The sequence below is a fragment of the Sporosarcina sp. USHLN248 genome (assembly GCF_037144575.1).
Classification (GTDB): domain Bacteria; phylum Bacillota; class Bacilli; order Bacillales_A; family Planococcaceae; genus Sporosarcina; species Sporosarcina contaminans.
In genome coordinates, this window is the sequence record NZ_JBBCZC010000007.1 from 39,219 (window position 1) to 62,977 (window position 23,759).

At 44.3% G+C, this 23,759-nt stretch carries 18 protein-coding genes; 1 reads left to right on the top strand and 17 read right to left on the bottom strand.

Features of this window, described 5'->3' with window-relative positions; all coding sequences use genetic code 11:
* Nucleotides 1–68: 68 nt before the first annotated feature.
* The 8 genes from WFH04_RS04245 to WFH04_RS04280 form a co-directional block, all read right to left on the bottom strand.
* Nucleotides 69–674: a thymidine kinase gene (locus tag WFH04_RS04245; protein ID WP_336822819.1), complete on the bottom strand. Its 606-nt coding sequence runs from the start codon at nt 672–674 to the stop codon at nt 69–71.
* Nucleotides 675–1,304: 630 nt separating this feature from the next.
* Nucleotides 1,305–1,520: a 50S ribosomal protein L31 gene (gene rpmE / locus WFH04_RS04250; protein WP_336822820.1), complete on the bottom strand. Its 216-nt coding sequence runs from the start codon at nt 1,518–1,520 to the stop codon at nt 1,305–1,307.
* A gap of 284 nt (nt 1,521–1,804) precedes the next feature.
* Nucleotides 1,805–3,088, bottom strand: a complete 1,284-nt coding sequence (gene rho / locus WFH04_RS04255) for a transcription termination factor Rho (protein ID WP_336822821.1) — start codon at nt 3,086–3,088, stop codon at nt 1,805–1,807.
* 329 nt (nt 3,089–3,417) lie between these two features.
* A complete protein-coding gene (gene glpX / locus WFH04_RS04260; RefSeq protein ID WP_336822822.1) occupies nt 3,418–4,383 on the bottom strand; it encodes a class II fructose-bisphosphatase in 966 nt (321 codons plus the stop codon).
* Between the two features lie 93 nt (nt 4,384–4,476).
* Nucleotides 4,477–5,754, bottom strand: a complete 1,278-nt coding sequence (locus tag WFH04_RS04265) for a UDP-N-acetylglucosamine 1-carboxyvinyltransferase (RefSeq protein ID WP_336822823.1) — start codon at nt 5,752–5,754, stop codon at nt 4,477–4,479.
* 19 nt (nt 5,755–5,773) lie between these two features.
* On the bottom strand, nt 5,774–6,421 hold the full coding sequence (gene fsa / locus WFH04_RS04270; RefSeq protein WP_336822824.1) for a fructose-6-phosphate aldolase: 648 nt from the start codon (nt 6,419–6,421) through the stop codon (nt 5,774–5,776).
* A gap of 82 nt (nt 6,422–6,503) precedes the next feature.
* Complete coding sequence (locus WFH04_RS04275) at nt 6,504–7,361, bottom strand: class II fructose-bisphosphate aldolase (protein WP_336822825.1); 858 nt, start codon at nt 7,359–7,361, stop codon at nt 6,504–6,506.
* A 394-nt stretch (nt 7,362–7,755) separates the two neighbouring features.
* Nucleotides 7,756–8,112, bottom strand: a complete 357-nt coding sequence (locus tag WFH04_RS04280) for a response regulator (protein ID WP_336822826.1) — start codon at nt 8,110–8,112, stop codon at nt 7,756–7,758.
* Between the two features lie 276 nt (nt 8,113–8,388).
* Here WFH04_RS04280 and WFH04_RS04285 point away from each other — a divergent pair, with 276 nt between their 5' ends.
* On the top strand, nt 8,389–8,901 hold the full coding sequence (locus tag WFH04_RS04285; protein ID WP_336822827.1) for a DUF2529 family protein: 513 nt from the start codon (nt 8,389–8,391) through the stop codon (nt 8,899–8,901).
* A 304-nt stretch (nt 8,902–9,205) separates the two neighbouring features.
* Here WFH04_RS04285 and pyrG read toward each other — a convergent pair whose 3' ends face one another.
* From pyrG to WFH04_RS04330, 9 genes are all read right to left on the bottom strand, one after another.
* Nucleotides 9,206–10,816 carry a CTP synthase gene (gene pyrG, locus WFH04_RS04290; RefSeq protein ID WP_336822828.1) on the bottom strand — a complete coding sequence of 537 codons (1,611 nt, stop codon included), beginning with the start codon at nt 10,814–10,816 and terminating at the stop codon, nt 9,206–9,208.
* Nucleotides 10,817–10,987: 171 nt separating this feature from the next.
* A complete protein-coding gene (rpoE, locus tag WFH04_RS04295; protein WP_336822829.1) occupies nt 10,988–11,563 on the bottom strand; it encodes a DNA-directed RNA polymerase subunit delta in 576 nt (191 codons plus the stop codon).
* Between the two features lie 859 nt (nt 11,564–12,422).
* Nucleotides 12,423–15,680, bottom strand: a complete 3,258-nt coding sequence (gene icmF, locus WFH04_RS04300) for a fused isobutyryl-CoA mutase/GTPase IcmF (RefSeq protein ID WP_336822830.1) — start codon at nt 15,678–15,680, stop codon at nt 12,423–12,425.
* Between the two features lie 73 nt (nt 15,681–15,753).
* The gene (locus WFH04_RS04305) at nt 15,754–16,380 is read right to left on the bottom strand and encodes a TetR/AcrR family transcriptional regulator (protein WP_336822831.1); all 627 of its coding nucleotides are present in this window, start codon (nt 16,378–16,380) and stop codon (nt 15,754–15,756) included.
* Nucleotides 16,381–16,393: 13 nt separating this feature from the next.
* Entirely contained in the window at nt 16,394–17,533 is a 1,140-nt protein-coding gene (locus tag WFH04_RS04310) for an acyl-CoA dehydrogenase (protein ID WP_336822832.1), read from the bottom strand.
* Between the two features lie 166 nt (nt 17,534–17,699).
* Nucleotides 17,700–18,836 carry an acyl-CoA dehydrogenase gene (locus WFH04_RS04315; protein WP_336822833.1) on the bottom strand — a complete coding sequence of 379 codons (1,137 nt, stop codon included), beginning with the start codon at nt 18,834–18,836 and terminating at the stop codon, nt 17,700–17,702.
* 414 nt (nt 18,837–19,250) lie between these two features.
* On the bottom strand, nt 19,251–20,099 hold the full coding sequence (locus WFH04_RS04320) for a 3-hydroxybutyryl-CoA dehydrogenase (protein WP_336822834.1): 849 nt from the start codon (nt 20,097–20,099) through the stop codon (nt 19,251–19,253).
* A gap of 15 nt (nt 20,100–20,114) precedes the next feature.
* On the bottom strand, nt 20,115–21,302 hold the full coding sequence (locus WFH04_RS04325; RefSeq protein ID WP_336822835.1) for an acetyl-CoA C-acetyltransferase: 1,188 nt from the start codon (nt 21,300–21,302) through the stop codon (nt 20,115–20,117).
* A 174-nt stretch (nt 21,303–21,476) separates the two neighbouring features.
* A complete protein-coding gene (locus WFH04_RS04330; RefSeq protein WP_336822836.1) occupies nt 21,477–23,627 on the bottom strand; it encodes a (Fe-S)-binding protein in 2,151 nt (716 codons plus the stop codon).
* Nucleotides 23,628–23,759 lie beyond the last annotated feature (132 nt).

The window sequence follows — 23,759 nt, forward strand, 5'->3', positions numbered from 1 at the left end:
ATTGATAGGCCGTTATGGATAAAAAAAGACAACTTGGACTTTATCCCCAAGTTGTCTGGAAATGTGGATCACTGTGCATTTACAGAATTGGCAGTGACGCCGTTCGGTACTTCATGATGTTTACGGCATCTTGCCTCATATGCTTCAGACGCACCGACAAGAATGACCGGATCATCGTAGCCTGCAGGTTGTCCATTAATAAGCCGCTGTGTGCGACTTGCGGGCGAGCCACAAACGGTACACACTGCTTGAAGTTTTGTGACGTTTTCGGCAATTGCCATCAATTGCGGCATCGGACCAAAAGGCACTCCACGGAAATCCATATCGAGCCCCGCTACAATTACCCGAAATCCACGATCAGCTAAATCACTTGCGACTTGAATCAGTCCGTCATCGAAAAACTGCGCTTCATCAATTGCAATAATATCGTAGTCATCCGTTACGAACTCTATAATTTGGGAAGAATCCGCAATAGGCGTAGCAATGACAGTTGTCCCATTATGACTTACAACTGCTTCCTCGCTATAACGGTCATCGATCTCTGGTTTGAAAACGGCAATTTTTTGCTTCGCAAATTGAGCACGTCGAACACGCCGTATCAATTCCTCCGATTTACCAGAAAACATACTTCCACAAATTACTTCAATCCAGCCGCCTTGCATTGCAACGTACATGTAGGTTCCCCTTTCAAAAACTGTTCTATGTAGGTGTTCATCGTTTGCCATAGGAAAGTCTATCATACAACAAAAACGGATAGAAATGATGTCTTTACATTTTAGGTTGGATGTGATAGACAGAACGGTGTAAAGTGACAAATACCGCATAGAGACGGCATTTCTACGGCTTAATAATGCAGTGTGAACGTTTTGTTTCATCATCTATAAGCAGAGAATGAATAAAATTGGAGTCTCTGCTACAGCATAAGGAGCCGTCTCACATCGTAGGAGCTTCGTATCGCAATGTAAATCTAAATCGTGCAACAGAACGTGAAGGCTTTGTAACGCAATGTAAGCGTGGCGCTTCACAACGTAAAGGTTTCGCAACACAATATAAAACGTGCATCGAAACGTAGAGACGTCGCCTTATCATGTAAGCGGGTCGCTTTGCAATGTAGAGACTGAGCAGCACAATGTAGATGCCAGACAACCGGCATGGCATATATGGCGTACTTCAGAGCACCTGCTCAATATTGCAACTTTGCTTTACAATAAAACATTTCATCTTATATCGTTTTCGTTGCTTCTTTAATATGTACATTAAAAATACCCGCTGGGTCATTCGACCCGGCGGGTATTTCAATTGTCTTATTCTTGTCCTTCTTCTTTGAGGCCATATTTTTTGTTGAAGCGGTCGACGCGGCCGTCCGCTGCAGCAAATTTTTGACGTCCAGTGTAGAATGGGTGGCATTCTGAGCAAACTTCTACGCGAATGTCCTCTTTAACAGAACCTGTTTCGAATGTGTTACCACATGAACAAGTGACTTTTGCAAGTTTGTAATTTGGATGAATTCCTGCTCTCATCGGTCTCTCTCCTCTCGCCCTGAACCATCTGGAACAGAGTATTATTGTAAGGGTTGTTCAAAGTATGAACAAGACTGATGCCTTACACGGCCCGTGTTTGCCAGCCGTATATGCAGCAGATGGTCATAAACCATACTTTGAAAGTATAACAAATCTCCCATAGTAGTGCAACTGTTTTGCCCAAATTTTTTATCATCAAATCATAGCACATTCAATGGCAACTTATTGCGCTTGCACACTCTATATTCAAATGAAAATCTTTTCAGTTTATAGAACTTAAACCGTTAAATGAGTCCTTTTCCATTTCGATGGGCTTTCATTTCTTCGTTCAGCTTATTGAAGAATTCCTCATTCGATTTGGATTGGCGCAATTTTTTCAAGAAACGTTCTGCGAAGTCCGGTGCGTCGGAGAATGTTTTTCGAATTCCCCATAGTTTTTCAAGCTGATCGGAAGGGATAAGCAATTCCTCTTTCCTCGTGCCGGATCGGCGAATGTCAAGTGCCGGGAAAATGCGGCGTTCAGCAAGACTACGGTCAAGATGCAATTCCATATTACCTGTTCCTTTAAATTCTTCGTAAATGACTTCATCCATTCGCGATCCAGTGTCAATCAACGCCGTCGCAAGAATCGTCAAGCTGCCGCCTTCTTCCAAGTTCCGCGCTGCGCCGAAAAAGCGTTTCGGACGGTGAAATGCTGCGGGATCGATACCGCCGGATAACGTACGCCCGCTCGGCGGAATGACAAGGTTATATGCACGAGCAAGCCGAGTGATAGAGTCCATTAAAATGACAACATCGCGTTTATGCTCAACGAGGCGCATGGCGCGCTCCAAAACCAATTCAGCTACTTTTACGTGGTTTTCTGGAACTTCATCAAACGTAGAACTGACGACGTCTGCTTTTACAGAACGCTCGATATCCGTCACCTCTTCCGGACGCTCATCGATGAGTAGTACGATCAATTCAGCTTCGGGGTGATTCGTCGTAATAGCGTTTGCTATTTCTTTCAATAGCATCGTTTTTCCAGCTTTTGGTGGAGCAACAATTAACCCCCGTTGGCCAAAACCGACCGGCGAAACAAGGTCCATTATGCGTGTCGAAAGTTTATTTGGTGTCGTTTCCAGTTGGATATGACGTTCAGGATAGAGCGGAGTGAGCGCAGGGAAATGCACACGTTCACGTGCAACTTCCGGGTCTTCACCGTTTACTGCTTCTACTTGCAAGAGGCCGTAATAGCGCTCATTCTCTTTTGGCGGACGTACTTTCCCTGTTACTTTGTCGCCATTCCGCAAATCGAATCTTCTAATTTGGGAAGCTGAAATATAAATATCTTCCGAGCTTGGCGAGTAATTAATCGGACGCAAAAATCCATAGCCCTCCGATTGAATAATTTCTAAAACACCCTCCATGAAGAAGAAGCCTTCTTGTTCAGCACGGGATTTAAGAATTGCAAAAATAAGTTCTTTCTTCGTCAACTTGCCATAATAAGTGATTTTGTACTCCCTAGCAAGTTCATATAATTCTTTTAAGGTCATATTTTCTAAACTTGCAATCGTTAATATTGCCATATTCTATTAGCACCACTCTTTATTTTATTTGATTTTAATTCAGCTGAAGACTCCTACCTCTATGGGGAAGCGAAAGGATATTGCTGTATCCTAATCAGCCATTGCTCAAAAGATAGCTGAACAATAGCGGTATGCAGCTTGTTACATCTTGTCACAACATATGATCTACACCATTGTAGGCTCCTAGTTTAAAAATCCGGTCGCAATAATTTTTGAGGTTGATAAATTCGGGTAGGCATTCCTTTAGTGAAGTTTGCCCGGCGCAAGGCCGGGCGATGAGGCAGTATCATACAAATTGCCATATGCTTCATTAGCGAAGCTGTCGTTTATTAATCTTGCATTACAAGTAGAGGTTTTTTCTCCATGCTGTGGCGGCCTTCCACAAAACGGATCGTACCTGATTTTGAACGCATAACGAGTGAATGAGTTGTGCTGTAGCCGCCTTTAAATTGTACGCCGCGCAGCAATTCACCATCTGTTACACCAGTAGCAGCAAAAATGGCATCATCGCCTTTCACTAAGTCTTCCATGCGAAGCACTTTGTTCACATCGATGCCCATTTTTTTACAACGGTCGATTTCTTCTTGGTTAGATGGAACGAGACGCCCTTGGATTTCACCGCCAAGACATTTCAGTCCGACTGCAGCAATCACGCCTTCAGGAGCGCCGCCTAGTCCAAATAAAATATCGACGCCAGTATCGTCAAATGCCGTGTTAATTGCACCTGCTACATCTCCGTCATTGATCAGTTTAATGCGTGCTCCCGCTGCTCTGATTTCTTCAATGATTTTTGAATGACGTTCCCGGTTCAGCACAGTTGCAACTACGTCTTCGATTTTTTTATTCTTTGCTTTTGCAACGGCGTGGAGATTATCCGTAACCGATGCATCAATATCGATTTTGCCGACCGCTTCCGGACCGACTGCGATTTTATTCATATACATGTCAGGTGCATGCAGTAAATTTCCTCTATCTGCGATCGCAATGACAGCCAATGCGTTCCAGCCGCCAGATGCTACGATATTTGTGCCTTCCAAAGGATCGACAGCGACGTCAACCGCAGGCCCTTGACCTGTCCCTAATTCTTCGCCGATATAGAGCATCGGAGCTTCGTCCATTTCACCTTCACCAATAACGACAACACCTTGCATCGGAATGGTGTCGAACACAGTACGCATCGCTGAAGTTGCGGCATCATCCGCCTCGTTTTTCAAACCGCGTCCCATCCAGCGGGACGCCGATACAGCCGCCGCTTCAGTTACACGTACTAATTCCATCGATAAACTGCGTTCCATTATATGTGTTCCTCCCGTTTTACGGTTAGCTACTTCAAGCCGTATGTTTTTTCACTGTACAGTATAGCATAAAAGAAGACATTCGATTCTCGATTATTCCTTTACGGTAGCCTTTTCAGGAACATTTTCCTTCCGAATGTCCGCTCCAATACCGCGCAGCTTCTCAATTAATGAGCTGTATCCGCGTTCGATATGCTTAATTTCCTGAATTTCGGTTTCCCCTTCAGCCAATAAACCCGCAATGACGAGCGCAGCACCGGCACGTAAATCAGTCGCGCGGACAGTTGCTGCCTGCAAATGTGTCGGACCAGATAAGATGACAGACTGGCCTTCTACTTTTCCTTCGGCATTCATCCTACGCAGCTCGTCTATTTGTTTGAAACGAGCGGAATAGATCGTATCTGTAATGACAGATGTGCCAGTCGCTTGTGTTAATAAAACGGAAAATGGCTGTTGCAAATCTGTTGGGAATCCTGGATATACGAGCGTCTTCACATCGACAGCCGCTAAGCTTTTCGACTTCGGAATAAAAATCTGTTCTTCCCCTTCAACGACCTCCACACCCATTTCACGCAGTTTAGCTGTTAAAGCTTCTACGTGGAACGGTATGACATTGTCAATTGTAATGCCATCGCCGACTGTCGCAGCCATAATCATAAAAGTCCCTGCTTCAATCCGGTCAGGGATGATCGTATGCTTCGTACCATGCAGTTTTTCAACGCCTTCTATCCGAATGACATTCGTTCCTGCACCTTTTATATTAGCGCCCATATTTGAAAGCAATGTGGCGACATCTATGATTTCGGGTTCCTTAGCCGCATTTTCGATAATCGTGCGGCCTTTCGCTAAAACAGCGGCCAACATAATGTTAATCGTTGCACCGACACTGACTACATCAAGGTAGATTTTTGCCCCTCTTAATTCATCAGCGCGCAAATAGATTGCACCGTGCTCATTTGTCACTTTTGCGCCTAATGCCTCGAAGCCTTTAATATGCTGATCGATCGGCCGCGGCCCTAAATGGCAGCCGCCAGGCAAACCGATTGCGGCATGCTTGAACCGCCCCAACATCGCACCCATCATATAATAGGAAGCGCGTAATTTTTTCACATTGCCGTTCGGTAGTGGCATCGCAATAGTTTCTGTCGGGTCGATTATCATTTTTCCTGACTCAAAATCGACTTTGCTGCCGATGTCCTCAAGGAGTGCCTTCAGCGTAAAAACATCTGAAATCTCAGGTAAGCCTTCAATCGTTACAGGAGAATCCGCCAAGATGGAAGCAGGTATCAATGCAACTGCACTGTTTTTTGCGCCACTTACCTTTATTGTACCTTGCAGAGGTTTGCCACCTCTAATTTTATAAACGTCCATTTCAGTCTCCTTTGGCGTTTCACTTGTTCTTTCTTGAAGCCCAATCGTCCAAAAATTGCTGAATACCTTTGTCTGTTAAGGGATGGTTAAATAGTTGCTGAAGCACCTTGAATGGCGTCGTAGCAATATGCGCTCCTGCAAGCGCTGCATCGGTAATATGTTGTGGGCTGCGGATGGAAGCTGCTATGATTTCAGTATCAAGATCATGGAATGTAAAGATATCCGCAATCGTGCTAATGAGATGGACGCCTTCTTGTCCGATATCGTCCAGTCTGCCAAGGAACGGAGATACATATGTAGCTCCTGCACGTGCAGCAAGCAATGCCTGATTTGCGCTAAAAATTAGCGTTACATTCGTTTTAATGCCTTCTTGAGCGAAAACAGAGCATGCTTTTAATCCTTCCGGCGTCATTGGGAGCTTTACAGTGATATTGGGGGCAATTTTAGCCAATTCACGGCCTTCTTCAATCATTCCTTCAGCGTCAAGAGAGATGACTTCGGCGCTAACCGATCCAGGTACTAGTTGGGTAATTTCACGAAGACGATCGTGGAAAGAAACATTTTCTTTCGCCACTAAAGATGGATTTGTTGTAACGCCAGATAGAATTCCCCAGCTATGTGCTTCTTTAATTTCTTCAAAGTTTGCTGTATCGATGAAAAATTTCACGGATTCTGTTCCTCCTTCATGAATGGAAAAGAAGGAGAATGCACCTTTTTGCGATGCTTCTCCTCTTTGTATAAGTTTGTCGTTAAGCCTTTTGAGAGCTGCCAAATTCACGCATTTTGCCAATTACTGTTTGTTTAATCGATTCGCGCATTGGACCAAGATATTTGCGCGGATCGTAAACTTCTTTATCTGACTCCAAAATTTCACGGACTGTTTTCGTACCTTCAATTTGATTTTCCGTGTTAACGTTAATTTTCGCAGTGCCTAATGAGATCGCACGTTGAATATCTTTCGTCGGGATGCCTGTACCTCCGTGAAGAACTAGTGGAAGGTCTGATTGACTTGAAATCTCTTCCATTTCTTTAAAGCCTAAGTTCGGTTCACCTTTGTACGGACCGTGAACTGACCCTAAAGCCGGCGCTAAGCAATCAATTCCTGTTTTGTCGACTAACTCTTTACATTCAGCTGGGTCTGCATAGATGACGCCGCTTGCAATTACATCATCTTCTTGTCCGCCTACAACGCCCAATTCCGCTTCAACGGAAACGCCGCGCTCATGTGCATACTCAACGACTTGCTTTGTTATTGCAATATTTTCTTCGAATGGCTTGGAAGATGCATCGATCATAACAGATGTAAATCCAGCATCAATCGCCTCTTTACATTTCTCAAAACTTGAACCATGATCTAAGTGAATCGCCACAGGAACAGTGATGTTATAGTCTTCCATCAGACCTTTCACCATGTTGACGACCGTCTTGAACCCGCCCATATAACGTCCCGCACCTTCGGAAACGCCTAAAATAACAGGTGATTGCTCTTCTTCAGCAGCTTGCAAAATTGCTTGCGTGTATTCAAGGTTGTTCAAGTTGAACTGACCAATTGCATATCCTTCTTTTTTACCTTTAATCATCATTTCTTTCATTGAAACAAGTGCCATGGAAAAAATCCTCCTCTGAATTGTTGAGATGAATTTACGGAGCTAATACGTTTTTTGCCTCTTTTATCATAACAAAAACAGACAGTATTTACTACTGTCCGGGGTTCATGATCACAGTGCAACTAAATACCGGCAGCTGCCTGTTCGGTAAATTCATATGTAAGCGGTTTGGATGTTCTCGTGCAAAACAGAACTGTGCTTCCGTTTTCTTTAGTTTGCTAAAACTTGAATCTTCGATACTCTATTTGGCAATAAATATTTCTATTGTTTTTGACGTTTTGCGAAATCTTACGTCAAACTCCGCGGGCAAAGCGACTGCCCAATGTTTTTACTGAATTGAATGAAAGACAAACCCGCGAAGCCTATCAGTTGCATAGTTAAGATTTGGAAAATATTAATTTAAAAGTGCAGTCACTGCATCTCTTACTTCATAAATATTGAATGGTTTTGTAAAATAACGTTCCGCTCCATTTTCAAAGGCGTCCTCTGTCAAATCAACTTCCCCATAAGCCGTCATCATAATGACAGGGACTTGCGGCCAATCTTTTTTTATTTTCTTCAGCACTTCTACACCGTTAATGCCCGGCATTTTCATATCGAGCAACACACAGTCAGGTGCTCGTTCTTGAACCATTTGAAGTGCCTCTGCACCGTTTGCAGCTAACCTCGTTTCAAATCCCTCTTTTTTAAATACTTCGTCGAGTAAAAGCCGAATTCCGGTTTGATCGTCAACGATTAACAAACTTTTCAAACGTCCCACCCCTCTTCTTTAGTCTCCATTGCCCATCTATATAGTTTGACACATTCTGTGCAATATCCTTCTTTTCTTCATTAATAAAGGAATTAATAGTAAATTTTCCAATGAACTATTACAGCTATTCTTCCTCAGAACATTGATGCAACAACCCTTTTACCGTCTCAGCATGGTCTTAACAGATAAATATTTCACAGGCAATTTTTGTCCCATACGTGTTCTGCTTGGTTTTATGTCAAATGAAAAATATAATGGAATGCGAGGTGGTTTCAGTTGAAAATATTAACGACACAAACGGGCGGGCTTTTACAGCGAATCGGTGCGAATAATGAAGAAGCAATTGAAGAAACAGCTCGTTTATTGGCTCAAGCTACGATCGGCCAAGGACGAGTCATTTTCGTCGGTTTTGATGAACTGGCGGGAGTCGGCTTAAATGCGCAATTTAGTGCAGAACCTTTTACAGGTGCTGTTCAATATGAAGATGGCATGGACATCGACTCGACAGATCGCGTCTGGATTTTCGCCCGAAGCGCTTCTGATGCACGTGCAATCAAGTTGGCACGTTCCTTGTCCAATCAATTTATTCCGTTTTCCGTACTAGCTGGAGAAAAAGATGACGGCTCAAACGAGTTGGCAGATTTAGCCTATACGTACATATCAACCGGTTTGGTGAAAGGCATTTTGCCAGGTGAAGATGGCGGACGGATCGTGCAGCCGCATTTGATGGCAGCTTTATTTGTCTATGAAGCAGTAAAGCTATCTTATGACGAAATGATTCAAGAATAGGTTTATTTGTACTGTGTGAGTGTAAGGGATTTGGGAGCAAATTATGTGCTAACGTATTGATTTTTGAGCTTTTGATTTTAGTTATGCGAGGGCGCGTGTATTGATGCGGACTTAAGGTCTGTTATGCCGTGGCGAATGAGTTTATACGTGTTGAGAAGATGTTATGCGTGCTGCATCGCTATTTATGCATACTTGTTTAATTTTATGCACTTCGCTGCTGATGGTATGCGTTTCAGTGGCTTTTATAGGGAATTATAAAAAAACGGCAGGGGCCTATTATAGGCTCCTGCCGTTTTCACGTTCGTTAGTTTTGGTGATCCAATGATGCACGGATGAATTCGCGGATGATTGGTTGCGGGCGAGTTGGCCGTGATGCGAATTCTGGGTGGAATTGTGTACCGATGAAGAATGGATGGTCGTTCAGTTCGATAATTTCCACTAAATGTCCGTCTGGGCTTTCCCCGGCGATCACCATGCCTGCGTTTTCGAATTGATCGCGATACGTGTTATTGAATTCAAAACGATGGCGGTGGCGTTCATATACTAACTCATCATTGTAAGCTGCTTGCGTTTTTGTACCCTCTTTCAATTTACAAGGATGAGCGCCTAAACGCATGTCGCCGCTTGCTTCTTCGATGCCTGCGCGGCTTTCGAAGTCACTATTGTTTTCAATAATTTGATTTGCTGTTTCTGGGTCAAATTCCGCAGAATGGGCATCTGCAATTCCTAATACATCGCGTGCGTATTCAACTGCAGCTAATTGCATGCCGAGTCCAACTCCTAAAAACGGCACTTTGTGAACACGTGCGTAATGGATTGCGACAAGTTTGCCTTCAATTCCTCGATCTCCAAACCCACCCGGCACAAAAATACCATCTGCATCTTTTAGGATGTCCGCTACGTTCTCCTGTGTAACTTCTTCTGAATTGATCCAGTCAATTTCGATATCTGTGTCAAATTCATAGCCTGCGTGACGGAATGCTTCAACTGCAGAAATATATGCATCTTGCAGTTCAACATATTTTCCGACAAGAGCAATTTTCACTTTACGCGATAAATGGCTAACGCGATTCACAAGCTCTTCGATTTCTGTCAAATCCGGCTCCTTCGTTTCAAGTCCAAGGAAGTCGACTACTAACTTGTCCATATTTTGCTCATGAAGACGAATCGGCACTTCATACAATGTTTCCACATCAAGCGCTTCAATTACTTCTTCAGGCTTAATGTTGCAGAATAACGCGATTTTGTCTTTCATTTCTTGCGGAACGGGGTATTCGCTTCGCACAACGATCATATTTGGCTGGATACCGAGTCCACGCAATTCTTTTACGCTGTGCTGTGTAGGCTTTGTTTTCATTTCCCCTGCTGCATGCAAATATGGGATGAGCGTGTTATGAATGTACATGACATCATCTTTTCCTAAATCCGTTTTCATTTGACGGATCGCTTCAAGGTATGGAAGGGATTCAATGTCTCCTACACTTCCGCCGATTTCAGTAATGACAACATCGGCATTTGTTTCCTGCCCTGCACGCTTAATCAGGCTTTTAATTTCATTTGTAATATGTGGAATAACTTGGACAGTTGCCCCTTTGTAATCGCCACGGCGTTCTTTTCTTAAAACGGAAGAATACACTTTCCCCATTGTGACGTTGGAGTATTTATTTAATTTAATATCGATGAAGCGCTCGTAATGACCTAAGTCCAAATCGGTTTCCGCACCGTCTTCCGTTACGAAAACTTCTCCGTGCTGGTACGGGCTCATCATTCGCGGGTCTACGTTAATATACGGATCAAATTTTTGGTTCGTTACTTGAAGGCCTCTGCTTTTCAAGAGTCTGCCGAGAGAAGCGGCATTAATTCCTTTTCCTAATGATGAAACGACGCCGCCAGTTATGAAAATATATTTTGTCATGAATAAACGCCTCCTTTTATAGTAGGGGTTGTCCGATGTATAAAAATCAAAAAAGCGCTCCACTGTAGTTTGTCTACAAGAGGAGCGCTTATACACTGATTCATGTGTCCTTTTTCAAGGAGCCCAAATAAAAGGTTAAAGGTTACGACGCATGAAGTCAAGTACAAAGTGTTAGAGTTCTTCCTCTTCCATTTCTTCGTCGTCTTCTTCCTCTTCTTCATCGTCGTCGATATCAATCTCATCGTCCGGAATGATTTCAAGCTCTTCATCTTCATCGATGAGATCTTCTTCGAGTTCTAAGATGTCTTCTTCCTCTTCTTCATCATCGTCTTCTAACTCATCATCGTCATCATCCAACTCGTCAAAATCTTCTTCGAAAAGATCTTCTTCATCGATTTCAATTTCGTCTTCATCTTCTTCGTCTTCATCATACGCTTTTTTCTTTTTCTTTTTGCGAACTTTTACGACAGGCGCTGTTTCTTCCTCGATTTGATCTACTGGGTACCATTCGCGGAGTCCCCAACGGTTGTCATGGATCGCAAGGAAGCGTCCATCTATATTCATATCCGTGTAAAATTGCAGAAGCTTTTCCTGCATTTGTTCTTCTGTCATACCTGTGAGGTCTTGGATTTCAGCCATCAATTCTTGAATGGTTAAGGGCTCACGTCGATCCGTTAAGATTGCATACGCAATGTCAATCAGTGATTCTTCTAAGAGCTCTTCTTGTGTCAGTTCGTTAAGATTCATCTAACGCACGTCCTTTCTCTGAACAAAAACATACTTATCATTATATACAATGAAGTCCCTATTATGCTACCATCTTTTACTCTTCTTAAAACGCTGGAATTCTTTAATGCCAATGTACCCAAAGTATAAGGCAGCAAGCAGAAACGGGACGATGCCAAGACCTTTGTCATATAGGAAATAAAGGAGGAGAATTAGGATTGCGATAATCAATAGGTGGTGATACAGTTTCACGTTCCGCACCTCTTTCGCTCGTTGATTTCATTATACGTGCGAGTTGTTTGAAAAATCCACTACAAACCGATATTTTTGGCTACATTTTATAAGTGTGAAATAAGGGCTAAGGGCTACTCATTTTATAAATGAATGGTGGAGCTTTCTATGTAGGTAAGAAATATGGATTGACGTTTAGTCGCCTCGACAGAACCTTGCCGGTCACCCTTACCTCGAAGGATAGGGAAAGATCCTCTATCCTTACTGATGGAATGTATAGCATTTTCGAGGAGTTGCCGCCTCTTTAGTTTGTCATTTATCAAGTTTCCCACTAATGACTATGTAAAGCTTTACATTAAAAACAGAAAAGCTCGCCATTTGTCAAAGGCATTCGGCATGACGCTGCGCTATTGGGAATCCACGATACGCCCTCGACATTTTATAGCGTCTATATAATAGGGAAAGCTCATACATCCAGGGGAAAAGTGTATAGACTGTGGCGAAAACGCATAAAGCGACGATTAAACGAATAAAGTCTCATAACAACTCATAAATCGCGATTCGTACGCATAACTTGCCTCTAAACTTCTTTCCCGAATGCATTCCCATCATATAAAACGGACGCCTCTTTCAAGAAGCGTCCGCCCATTTACATATTTCTTCTGTACTGTCCGCCAACTTGGTAAAGTGCATTCGTAATTTGGCCTAAGCTCGCGACTTTTACAGTTTCCATCAATTCTGCGAAAATATTGCCGCCCGAAACTGCGACTTCTTGCAGTTTGCGCAAAGCGTCCGTTGCAACATCGCTATGACGTGATTGGAAGGCCCGCAAATTGGCGATTTGTGTTTCTTTTTCTTCTTTTGTGGCACGGGCGATTTCCATATTGTCGATTTCTTCTTCTGAAGGCGGGTTCGGATTCAAGTATGTGTTGACCCCGATGATCGGCAGTTCGCCCGAGTGCTTTTTCATTTCGTAATGCATCGATTCTTCTTGGATTTTGCCTCGCTGGTATTGAGTTTCCATCGAACCTAATACTCCGCCGCGGTCGTTTAGACGATCGAATTCTTGCAGTACGGCTTCTTCGACAAGGTCTGTCAGTTCCTCAATGATGAAAGAGCCTTGCAACGGATTTTCATTTTTCGATAAACCGTGCTCTTTCGTAATGATCATTTGGATTGCCATCGCGCGGCGGACAGATTCTTCCGTCGGCGTCGTAATTGCTTCGTCATAAGCATTCGTATGGAGCGAGTTGCAGTTATCCTGCAACGCCATTAGCGCTTGCAATGTCGTCCGAATGTCGTTAAAGTCGATTTCCTGCGCATGCAAGCTTCGTCCGGAAGTTTGGACATGATATTTCAGCTTTTGGCTCCGTTCGTTGGCACCATACTTCTCACGCATAGCGACCGCCCATATGCGTCGGGCGACCCTTCCGATAACGGTATATTCTGGGTCCAAACCATTTGAGAAGAAGAACGACAAGTTTGGTGCGAAGTCGTCGATGTTCATGCCACGGCTTAAATAGTACTCAACATACGTGAATCCGTTCGCCAATGTAAATGCCAATTGTGAAATTGGATTCGCACCAGCTTCTGCAATATGATAGCCCGAAATCGAAACAGAATAGTAGTTCCGTACTTTTTGGTCAATGAAATATTGCTGGATATCGCCCATCATGCGGAGCGCGAATTCTGTCGAGAAAATACATGTGTTTTGACCTTGGTCCTCTTTCAAAATATCAGCTTGTACCGTACCGCGGACGACTTGCAATGTCGCATTCCGCACTTCCGTAAACTCTTCCACTGTGAGAGGACGGCCAACTTCTTCCTCTTTCTTTTTCACTTGCTGATCAATTGCTGTATTCATGAACATCGCAAGGATGATCGGCGCAGGGCCGTTAATTGTCATCGATACAGATGTAGACGGTGCGCAAAGATCAAACCCTGCATACAATTTTTTCATATCGTCCAATGTACAAATGCTAACGCCGGATTCTCCAACTTTTCCGTAAATATCAGGGCGCTCATCTGGATCTTCCCCGTACAATGTCACTGAGTCAAAAGCTGTGGACAACCGTTTCGCATCGTCATCTTTCGACAAATAGTGGAAGCGGCGATTCGTCCGTTCCGGTGTCCCTTCTCCGGCAAATTGACGCTTCGGATCTTCTCCTTCACGTTTAAACGGGAATACACCTGCCGTATATGGGAAGGAACCCGGCACGTTTTCTTTATAAACCCAGCGAAGAATTTCTCCGTAGTCCTTGAATTTCGGCAAAGACACTTTCGGTATTTTCAAGCCCGACAAACTGACTGTCTTTAATAGTGTCCGCAGTTCTTTATCCCGAATTTTTGTAATGAATTCGTCTCCGGCATATGACTCTTTTAACGTTTCCCAGTTTTTCAAGATGCGCTTGGATTCTGCAGTGAGTTCATCACGTACACCATCCGCCAATGATTGCAATGAAGTGACAAGTGCGTCATCAGGGGATTTCTCATTGACAGCCTCAATCGCACCTTCCAATTGAAACAGACGTCGTGCAAGCTCGACTTGCTCCCCCGACTTCTTATGGTAGTCTCGGATCGTGCTTGCGATTTCACGCAAATAATGCGTCCTGTCATTCGGGATGATGACGTTCTGTTTTTGTGTTTTCACTGATTCCGTATACGACGTTTCCCAGTCCGTACCGCATTTTTCATTCAACTTTGCTACTAAAGCGGCAAATAGCGAGTTCGTCCCTTTATCGTTGAATTGGCTTGCAATCGTGCCGTACACTGGCATATCATTTAAGCTTTTATCGAAAAGAAGATGGCTTCGCTGATATTGCTTTTGCACTTGGCTCAGCGCGTCTTCAGATCCTTTTCTTTCGAATTTATTAATGACTATCAAGTCCGCAAAGTCGATCATATCGATTTTCTCAAGCTGTGTCGGCGCACCGAATTCACTCGTCATCACATACATCGACACGTCTGAGATTTCCGTAATTTCTGCATCGCCTTGCCCGATACCGCTCGTTTCAACGATGATTAAATCATACCCTGCTGTCTTTACGACATCCAATACATCTTTAATCGCTCCCGACAGTTCAGTTCTTGAACCACGTGTCGCCAAGCTCCTCATGAATACTCGATTATTGAAAATGGCATTCATCCGAATTCGATCGCCTAACAACGCTCCACCCGTCTTCTGTTTCGTCGGGTCGATCGATAGGATGGCCACTTTTTTATCGGGCAGCTCGCGCAAAAATCTGCGGATCAATTCATCAGTGAGCGAAGATTTCCCTGCTCCCCCTGTGCCAGTTATCCCTAAAACCGGCGTGTTTTTTGACATTGCTTTAGCCTTCTCAATAAGTGCTTTGGCTCGTTCATTATTTTGATCATGCATTTCTTCCGCATATGTGATCAAATTGGCCAATACTTCGGGCCGATCCGTACTAACATTGTCAAGATTCGCTAGCTCATCTTCCGTTTCAGTAAGGAAATCGCATTCCTCCATCATCCGGTTGATCATTCCTTGAAGCCCCATTTTTCGACCATCTTCCGGCGAGAAAATCCATGCGATGCCGTAATCATGCAATTCCTTTATTTCTTTCGGCAAAATGACACCGCCCCCGCCGCCGTAAATGCGAATATGCGGAGCTCCTTTTTCCTGCAGCAAGTCATACATATATTTAAAGTATTCTACGTGACCGCCTTGATAAGAAGAAATCGCAATTCCTTGGACATCCTCTTGAATTGCCGCATTAACGACCTCCTCGACAGAACGGTTATGCCCTAAGTGAATTACCTCTGCCCCGGTCGATTGTAAAATACGGCGCATAATGTTAATGGAAGCGTCATGTCCGTCAAATAAGCTGGACGCCGTGACAAAGCGGACATGGTGTTTTGGTTTGTAAATCTCAGTAGTTGCCATCTTTCCATTCACCCCTTCTGTTCATGCGCCTGCAAAAGATTTTATTCTAATTGCATAGCGCGTTCCCAATACATTAAGAACTTTTCACAATCCCATTCATAATTTGGTCGGTTTGATAACGGATGAAATCGTCAATTGAGTAGTCGCGTTGCAATGCCCATCTGCGGAATGCCCACATTTGTCCAATTACGACGATATGATGTGCTGTTGCAGGAACCTCTTCTTCCCCAATGCGCAATTCCCCCGAATGCACGCAAGTTGAAAGCAAGCCTTCAAATAATGCGACCATTTCCATCTCTTTTTTTAGGACGTATTGCAAAGCGTCCTTCGGCAATGATTTTGACTCTTGATACATGACGACGAATTCATCAGACATATTATCAATTAGACGATAATACGCATCGATCGCCATTCGAAGGCCATTTATATCGCCTGCGTGATCAGCGACCGTCGACAGGCGTCTTTGTACTTCATTGTAAATGCTGTCACAAACGAGGTAGAGGACATCCTCTTTCGTACGGATGTATTCGTACAGCGTTCCAATGCTGAAGCCGGCCGCTTTGGCAATTTCCCTCGTCGTCGCGCGGTGGAACCCTTTCACCTTGAACAGCTGGACAGCTCCACTAATGATTTGCTCGCGCCGTTTTTCAATTAAATTCGCATCCTTTACCGACGATTTCACTACACGTTTCACTTGCATTTCGCACCCCCGATTATTTCGTCAGCATGCGGGAGATGACAAGACGTTGAATTTCCTGCGTTCCTTCATATATTTGCGTTATTTTTGCATCGCGCATATAGCGTTCAACTGGATAATCTTTCGTATAGCCATAGCCGCCGAACACTTGAACCGCTTCCGTCGTCACTTTCATCGCTGTATCTCCAGCCATCAGTTTCGCCATCGCGGATGCCTTTCCATATGGCAAGTCATTGGATTCCAGCCAAGCTGCTTGGTACGTCAGCAAGCGAGAAGCCTCTGTCGCTGTCGCCATATCAGCCAATTTGAAGCCTACGCCTTGATTGGCAGCAATCGGCTTGCCGAACTGCACACGTTCCTTCGCATAATCCGTTGCAGCATCTAACGCACCTTGCGCAATTCCGACCGCTTGTGCAGCGATTCCATTGCGGCCGCCATCAAGCGTTTTCATTGCGATAATAAACCCTTGGCCTTCTTCTCCTAACAAATTCTCCTTTGGCACACGGCAATTATCGAACATAATTTCCGTAGTTGGAGAAGATCGAATTCCTAATTTCTTCTCCTTCTTGCCGACAGAGAAGCCCGGGAAGTCTTTTTCTACGATGAACGCGCTTGTGCCCTTATGCTTTGATGCCGGATCGGTTACCGCAAAGACAATATAAATGTCTGCAATACCTCCATTTGTAATGAAAATCTTGGAGCCATTCAACACATACTCATCGCCATCCAATTTCGCAGTTGTGCGCATGCCCCCCGCATCTGAACCGGACCCAGGCTCCGTCAAACCGTAAGCTCCTATTTTTGACCCTTCCGCCATTGGACGAAGGTATTTCTGCTTTTGCTCTTCTGTACCGAACTTATATACCGGCCATCCTGCAAGCGATGTATGTGCAGATAACGTTACACCAGTTGACGCACAAACGCGTGATAATTCCTCAACCGCGATGACATACGCCAAGTAATCACTTCCGATGCCGCCATATTCTTCAGGCCAAGGAATGCCTGTCAGCCCCAATTCCGCCATTTTCTTAAAGATTTCCATATCAAATCGTTCTTCTTCATCCCGTTCTGCAGCTGTTGGCGCCACATCCTTCTCAGCAAAGTCGCGTACCATTTTTCGGATCATTTCATGTTCTTCGGATAATGTAAAATTCATGTCTATTCCCCCTATTGTTTTGTCGGTGCCTGTGTAAACATTTTTCGATTCGTGAACAACGATTGCATAATGAACGAAAACAACAATCTTTTATAGGCAATCGATATGTATTCAAATACAATCCTATGAATTGTAATGACTATAAGTCGCATAAGCACGATTGCTGTTAATCCATCAAATGTTTATTAATGACAATCCGTTGAATTTCACTTGTTCCCTCGTAAATTTGTGTCACCTTCGCATCACGGAAATAACGTTCGACTGGATAATCTTCCGTATAGCCGTAGCCGCCAAAAATTTGCACAGCTTCGATCGCATTATCTACTGCCGTTTGTGATGCGAACAGTTTTGCCATAGAAGCATCTTTCCCGCAAGGTTTTCCTTCAGCCCGAAGCTGTGCCGCCCGGTATACTAACAGTCTCGCCGCTTCTGAAGCAGTCGCCATATCCGCAAGCTTGAAGCCTACACCTTGGTTGGCAGCAATCGGCTTGCCGAATTGCTCACGTTGCTTTGCATATTCAGTCGCCGCCTCCAAAGCCGCTTCTCCAATGCCTAAAGATTGAGCTGCTATGCCGATTCGGCCGACATCCAAATTCGCCATCGCAATTTTGAACCCTTCGCCTTCTTCGCCTAAGCGGTTTGTTGCAGGCACTTCCATATCTTCAAACGTCAGCTGAACGGTACGGGAGCCGTGCAGCCCCATCTTTTCTTCATCCTTGCCGATGATAAGCCCCGGTGTATCTTTGTCGACAATGAACGCCGTAATTCCTTTCGTTCCTTGCGCTGAATCGGTCGATGCAAAAACGATGTACACATCCGCCTCGCCGCCGTTTGTAATGAATACTTTAGAGCCGTTCAGCACATAATGATCATCTTTTTTTACTGCCCGTGTCTTCAAAGAGCCTGCGTCTGATCCCGAAGCCGGTTCCGTCAGGCAAAATGCCCCTAAATATTCGCCTGAAGCCATTTTCGGTATGTAACGCTGCTTTTGCTCTTCAGTGCCAAAATACAAAATCGGATTTGTGCCAACTGACGTATGAACAGAGAGGATAACCCCCATCACTGCACTAACCTTCGACAGCTCATGGATGGCGATAATGTACGAAACAAAATCCATTTCCGAACCGCCGTACTCCTCTGGCACCGTTATGCCCATCAATCCGATCTCGCCCATCTTTATAAGAATCTCCCTCGGAAATTCTCCAGCCTCCATCCGTGGAATGAATGGCTCAATCTCGCTCTTTGCAAAATCCCTTACCATCGCACGCATCATTTGCTGTTCTTCGGTGAATTGTAAATGCATTCGACTAACCCCTTTAAGTTGATATCAACAAAACCCATTCCCATGCTAACCGGTCTTTGCAAGCCAATTAAATTACGTCAAACCCGCTTAAATATTTTTAAAAGCGCATATTTTCCTTTACGCACGCATAATTCATTAAAAAAACACATAAATAGTTTCTTTCGCGCATAAGCTATCAGGTCAAACGCATAAGTTATTTAAAAAGCTCATAATTCATCATTCAAACGATAGCTCTTTCTACTAAACCCTTACGTTAGTCAAAGGCATCTGTCGCGAACTTGCACATTCAACTATGCCCAGTCATCCCGCACATATATTGGCATATTGCAATGCAACCAACGCGGAAATCCTATCGCAACACGCATAGCCTACTTCAAAAATGTGTACATCCACTAACAACGCCTATCCGGCAAATCAATATTCATAAAAGCCGCGGCCGGATTTCTTCCCTAACCACCCTGCATTCACATACTTGCGTAGCAATGGACATGGGCGGTATTTCGAATCGCCGAACCCTTCATGCAACGTCTCCATAATGTATAAGCAAGTATCGAGGCCGATGAAATCAGCTAATTGCAATGGGCCCATCGGGTGGTTCATGCCTAATTTCATCACTTCATCAATCGATTCTTTTGTAGCTACACCTTCGTACAACGTATAGATCGCTTCATTGATCATTGGCATAAGGACGCGGTTTGCGACGAAACCAGGATAATCATTCACTTCTACCGGCGTTTTGGATAGTTTGTAAGTCATCGCTTCGACCGCTTCGTACACTTCATCGGAAGTGGCAAGCCCGCGGATGATTTCGACCAATTTCATGACTGGCACCGGATTCATATAGTGCATGCCGATCACTTTTTCAGGACGGTTCGTTGCTGCTGCGATTTCCGTAATTGGAAGTGATGACGTATTCGAAGCCAAAATCGCATGTTCTGGCGCAATACCGTCAAGCTGTGCGAAAATAGACTTTTTCACTTCCATATTTTCAACGGCTGCTTCGATAACGATGTCCACATCAGATGCATCTTGCAAATCCAATGATTTCGTTATGCGTCCTAACACTTCATTTTTTTCATCTTCGGTCATTCTGCCTTTTTCTACATTACGTGATAGATTTTTTGAAATGACGCCGATCCCTTTCGTATAGGACTCTTCTTTAATATCGTTCAATTTCACTTCAAATCCGGCTTGTGCACATACTTGAGCGATGCCGCCTCCCATTTGCCCTGCACCGATGACCATCACTTTTTTAATTTCCATACTCGTTGCTCCCCCTTATTTCACTTCAATCATGATTGCGTCGCCTTGCCCGCCGCCTGAACAAATCGCGGCAATTCCAATTCCGCCCCCACGGCGTTTCAATTCATATGCCAGAGTCAAAATAATGCGTGTTCCGCTCGCTCCTATCGGGTGGCCAAGCGCAACCGCTCCACCATTGACGTTCACTTTTTCAGGATCAAGTTCAGCGATTTGTGAACTAACGAGCGCCACAGCTGCAAATGCTTCGTTTATTTCAAATAAATCAATATCCGCCAATTGCTTGCCCGTTTTCTCTAACAACGCGTTAATGACAAGCCCCGGCGTTTGCGGGAAATTTTCAGGTTCAACGGCTACTTCCGCATGATCGATAATCGTTGCGAGCGGCTGTTTCCCTTCCTTTTTAGCCCGCTCTTCGCTCATGAGGACGAGTGCACAAGCACCATCATTAACCCCTGGTGCATTGCCTGCTGTAATCGTTCCGTCCTTATCAAAAGCTGGTCGCAATTTTGCGAGTGACTCAAGAGATGTATCTTTGCGAGGCGCTTCATCCGCATCCACTTGAATGGCATCACCTTTTCGCTGCGGAATTTCAACCGCTACGATTTCTTCCATAAACTTTCCTTCCTCCATTGCGGCCAATGCCCGTTCATGGCTTCGGAGCGACCATTCATCCTGCTGCTCGCGTGTTAATGAAAAACTGTTTGCCGTTTGATTGCCATACGTCCCCATATGAACGCGTTCCGGTGAAAAAGCGCAAGAGAGGCCGTCATAAATCATTCCGTCCAATAGCTGTGCGTCCCCCATTTTCAGGCCAAATCTGCCTTTCGGAAGATAGTAAGGCGCATTGGACATCGATTCCATGCCTCCAGCAACGATCACCTCTTCATCACCCAATCGTATAAGCTGGTCGGCCAACGTGACACTTCGCATGCCAGATGCACAAACTTTGTTGATCGTTTCCGTTTTGACAGACCATGGAAGCCCAGCTTTTGTCGCAGCTTGCCGTGAAGGGATTTGACCTTGGCCCGCCTGTAAAACGGTTCCCATAATGACTTCATCCACTTCTTGCACTGCTACTCCTGAACGGTACAACGCTTCTTTAATGGCAATTCCCCCTAAGTCCGAAGCACTTTTCGACGATAGCCCTCCGCCAAATTTTCCAAAAGGCGTTCTTGCACCGTCCAAAATAACTGTTTTCGTCATAACTTCTCCCCCATTCCATTTTGATAGCGTTTACATTTCTTGATTGAATTACGACTGAACGCTCGCTCAGTCCTATTTCAAAGAAAAAGGGAGTGCTAAGACTCCCTATTAATTTTCATAAATCAATCATAGTTTTCTATATTATAACTCTATTCCTTTAACGGCGCAATTGACTTATTGTAAAATTGGCGATTCTTCCTCTGTCACAGCCGGCTCATGCTCTTCACCAAAAATGGAACGTTCAAGAAGTTCCGCAATATCGTACGTACCAACTTTGTCTTCTACTTCGATCGCTTTTGTTCCGTCGGAAAGCATCGTCAAGCAGTACGGACAGCCTGAAGAAATGATGCCCGGGCTTACTTCCATCGCTTGTTCAGTTCGTGCCACGTTTATGCGGTGACCAGCATCCTCTTCCATCCACATTAATCCGCCGCCTGCGCCACAGCACATACCATCCTGGCGATTCCGCTTCATTTCGACCAAATTGACACCCGGTATCTTTTTCAAAATTTCCCGTGGAGCATCGTACACATCATTGTAACGGCCTAAATAACAAGAATCATGGAACGTGATCGTTTCGTTAATTTCATGTTTCGGATTCAGCTTCCCTGCCATGACAAGGTCATAAAGCAATTCCGTGTGATGAAGGACAAGTGCATTGAATCCGAAATCTGGATACTCATTTTTGAAAATATTGTATGCATGCGGATCGATCGTGACGATTTTTTTGACGCCCGCCTTTTCGAACTCTGCGATATTGGCCGTGGCCAATTCCTGGAACAAGAATTCATTCCCTAAACGACGTGGTGTATCTCCAGAGTTCTTTTCTTTATTTCCTAAAATCGCAAATTTGACGCCCGCCTCATTCAGAAGGTGTGCAAATGAAAGTGCGATTTTTTGAGATCGGTTATCGAATGCTCCCATTGAGCCGACCCAGAATAAATATTCAAACTCCTCGCCCGCCTTTTTCATTTCCTTGACAGTTGGAATATGAAGATCTGGGCGCGCATCTCTCCAATTCTCTTTTTCTTTCCGGTTAAGACCCCAAGGATTTCCTTGGCGCTCAATGTTAGTCATTGCGCGCTGTGCATCCGCATCCATTTTACCTTCCGTCATGACAAGATAACGACGAAGGTCAATAATTTTATCGACGTGTTCGTTCATAACCGGGCACTGATCCTCACAGTTACGGCAAGTTGTACAAGCCCAAATTTCCTCTTCTGTAATCACGTCACCGATTAGCGATGGATTGTAAATATCATCCATTGAAGCACCTTCAAGACCTGCTGCTAGCGCAATTTGATTGCCTTTCGTATTGCTAAAAGCGAATGTCGGCACCCACGGCTGTTTCTTCGTCACTAAGGCACCTGTATTCGTCAAATTATCACGAAGCTTTGTTATCAAATCCATCGGAGATAGCATTTTACCTGTCCCTGTCGCAGGACACATATTCGTACAGCGACCGCATTCAACGCAAGCATAGAAGTCAATCATCTGCTTTTGCGTGAAATCAGTAATTTTGCCAACTCCTAACGCAGGCATTTCGTCTTCATCTTCAACTTCCTCAAGCGCTTCAAAATCGATAGGCGCCAATTTACCTCTGCGATCAAACCGCATCATATACGTGTTGATCGGTCCTGCAATTAGGTGCGCGTGCTTCGATTGAGGCACATACACTAAGAATGTTAGCAAAGTTAGCAAGTGAATCCACCAAGCTACGAAGAACACTACAGCTGCAGCTGTTGGCGACATGAAGCTGAAAGCGGTTGCAATTGCTGACGCCATCGGTTCCGTCCATGTCGTTTCATGGCCTTGCCATATCATATTCATTCCGTTTGCGACAAGCGTCGACAACATGAGCGTTCCAATGAAAATAAGAACAAGCCCCGACTTCCAGCCGCGCTTTAAACGGACAAGCTTCTCAACATAACGGCGGTGGAATGCCCAAACGACTGCGACTAAAATAACGGCCACAACGATTTCCTGGAAAAAAGTAAACCCGCTGTAAATCGGCCCAAATGGTAAATGGGACCCCGGCTTCAATCCTTTCCAAATTAAGTCAATCGCACCGAACTGAACGAGAAGGAATCCATAGAAGAACATGACGTGGATTGAACCACTTTTCTTATCCTTCAATAATTTCTTCTGCCCAAAAACATTTACCCAAACTTCTCTCAGCCTCTTAGAGACATTATTATCGAATTCTTCTTTTCTCCCCAACTTAACGAATTCGACACGTGACTTAATCAAATACGTAAATAACGCCAAAGCATAAGCGGTAACAACTAAAAACAATACCCAATTGGCGATTAATAAAGCCTTCATGCCATCTCTCTCCTTCCCTTTGTATGAACGTTACGAATAGTGTAGTAGAAATTAGATACGGTGTCGATGTTCTATTTAATAGTCTAAGATATGAATGAGCATTCAGTCAACGTATTTTTTTATTTTGCAATA

Excerpts from the sequence above, each read along its gene's own strand:
- WFH04_RS04245 (WP_336822819.1), bottom strand. The coding sequence starts at position 674 with ATGTACGTTGCAATGCAAGGCGGCTGGATTGAAGTAATTTGTGGAAGT.
- rpmE (WP_336822820.1), bottom strand. The coding sequence starts at position 1,520 with ATGAGAGCAGGAATTCATCCAAATTACAAACTTGCAAAAGTCACTTGT.
- rho (WP_336822821.1), bottom strand. The coding sequence starts at position 3,088 with ATGGCAATATTAACGATTGCAAGTTTAGAAAATATGACCTTAAAAGAA.
- glpX (WP_336822822.1), bottom strand. The coding sequence starts at position 4,383 with ATGGAACGCAGTTTATCGATGGAATTAGTACGTGTAACTGAAGCGGCG.
- WFH04_RS04265 (WP_336822823.1), bottom strand. The coding sequence starts at position 5,754 with ATGGACGTTTATAAAATTAGAGGTGGCAAACCTCTGCAAGGTACAATA.
- WFH04_RS04275 (WP_336822825.1), bottom strand. The coding sequence starts at position 7,361 with ATGGCACTTGTTTCAATGAAAGAAATGATGATTAAAGGTAAAAAAGAA.
- pyrG (WP_336822828.1), bottom strand. The coding sequence starts at position 10,816 with ATGACAAAATATATTTTCATAACTGGCGGCGTCGTTTCATCATTAGGA.
- rpoE (WP_336822829.1), bottom strand. The coding sequence starts at position 11,563 with ATGAATCTTAACGAACTGACACAAGAAGAGCTCTTAGAAGAATCACTG.
- icmF (WP_336822830.1), bottom strand. The coding sequence starts at position 15,680 with ATGGCAACTACTGAGATTTACAAACCAAAACACCATGTCCGCTTTGTC.
- WFH04_RS04305 (WP_336822831.1), bottom strand. The coding sequence starts at position 16,380 with ATGCAAGTGAAACGTGTAGTGAAATCGTCGGTAAAGGATGCGAATTTA.
- WFH04_RS04310 (WP_336822832.1), bottom strand. The coding sequence starts at position 17,533 with ATGAATTTTACATTATCCGAAGAACATGAAATGATCCGAAAAATGGTA.
- WFH04_RS04315 (WP_336822833.1), bottom strand. The coding sequence starts at position 18,836 with ATGCATTTACAATTCACCGAAGAACAGCAAATGATGCGTGCGATGGTA.
- WFH04_RS04320 (WP_336822834.1), bottom strand. The coding sequence starts at position 20,099 with ATGGAAATTAAAAAAGTGATGGTCATCGGTGCAGGGCAAATGGGAGGC.
- WFH04_RS04325 (WP_336822835.1), bottom strand. The coding sequence starts at position 21,302 with ATGACGAAAACAGTTATTTTGGACGGTGCAAGAACGCCTTTTGGAAAA.
- WFH04_RS04330 (WP_336822836.1), bottom strand. The coding sequence starts at position 23,627 with ATGAAGGCTTTATTAATCGCCAATTGGGTATTGTTTTTAGTTGTTACC.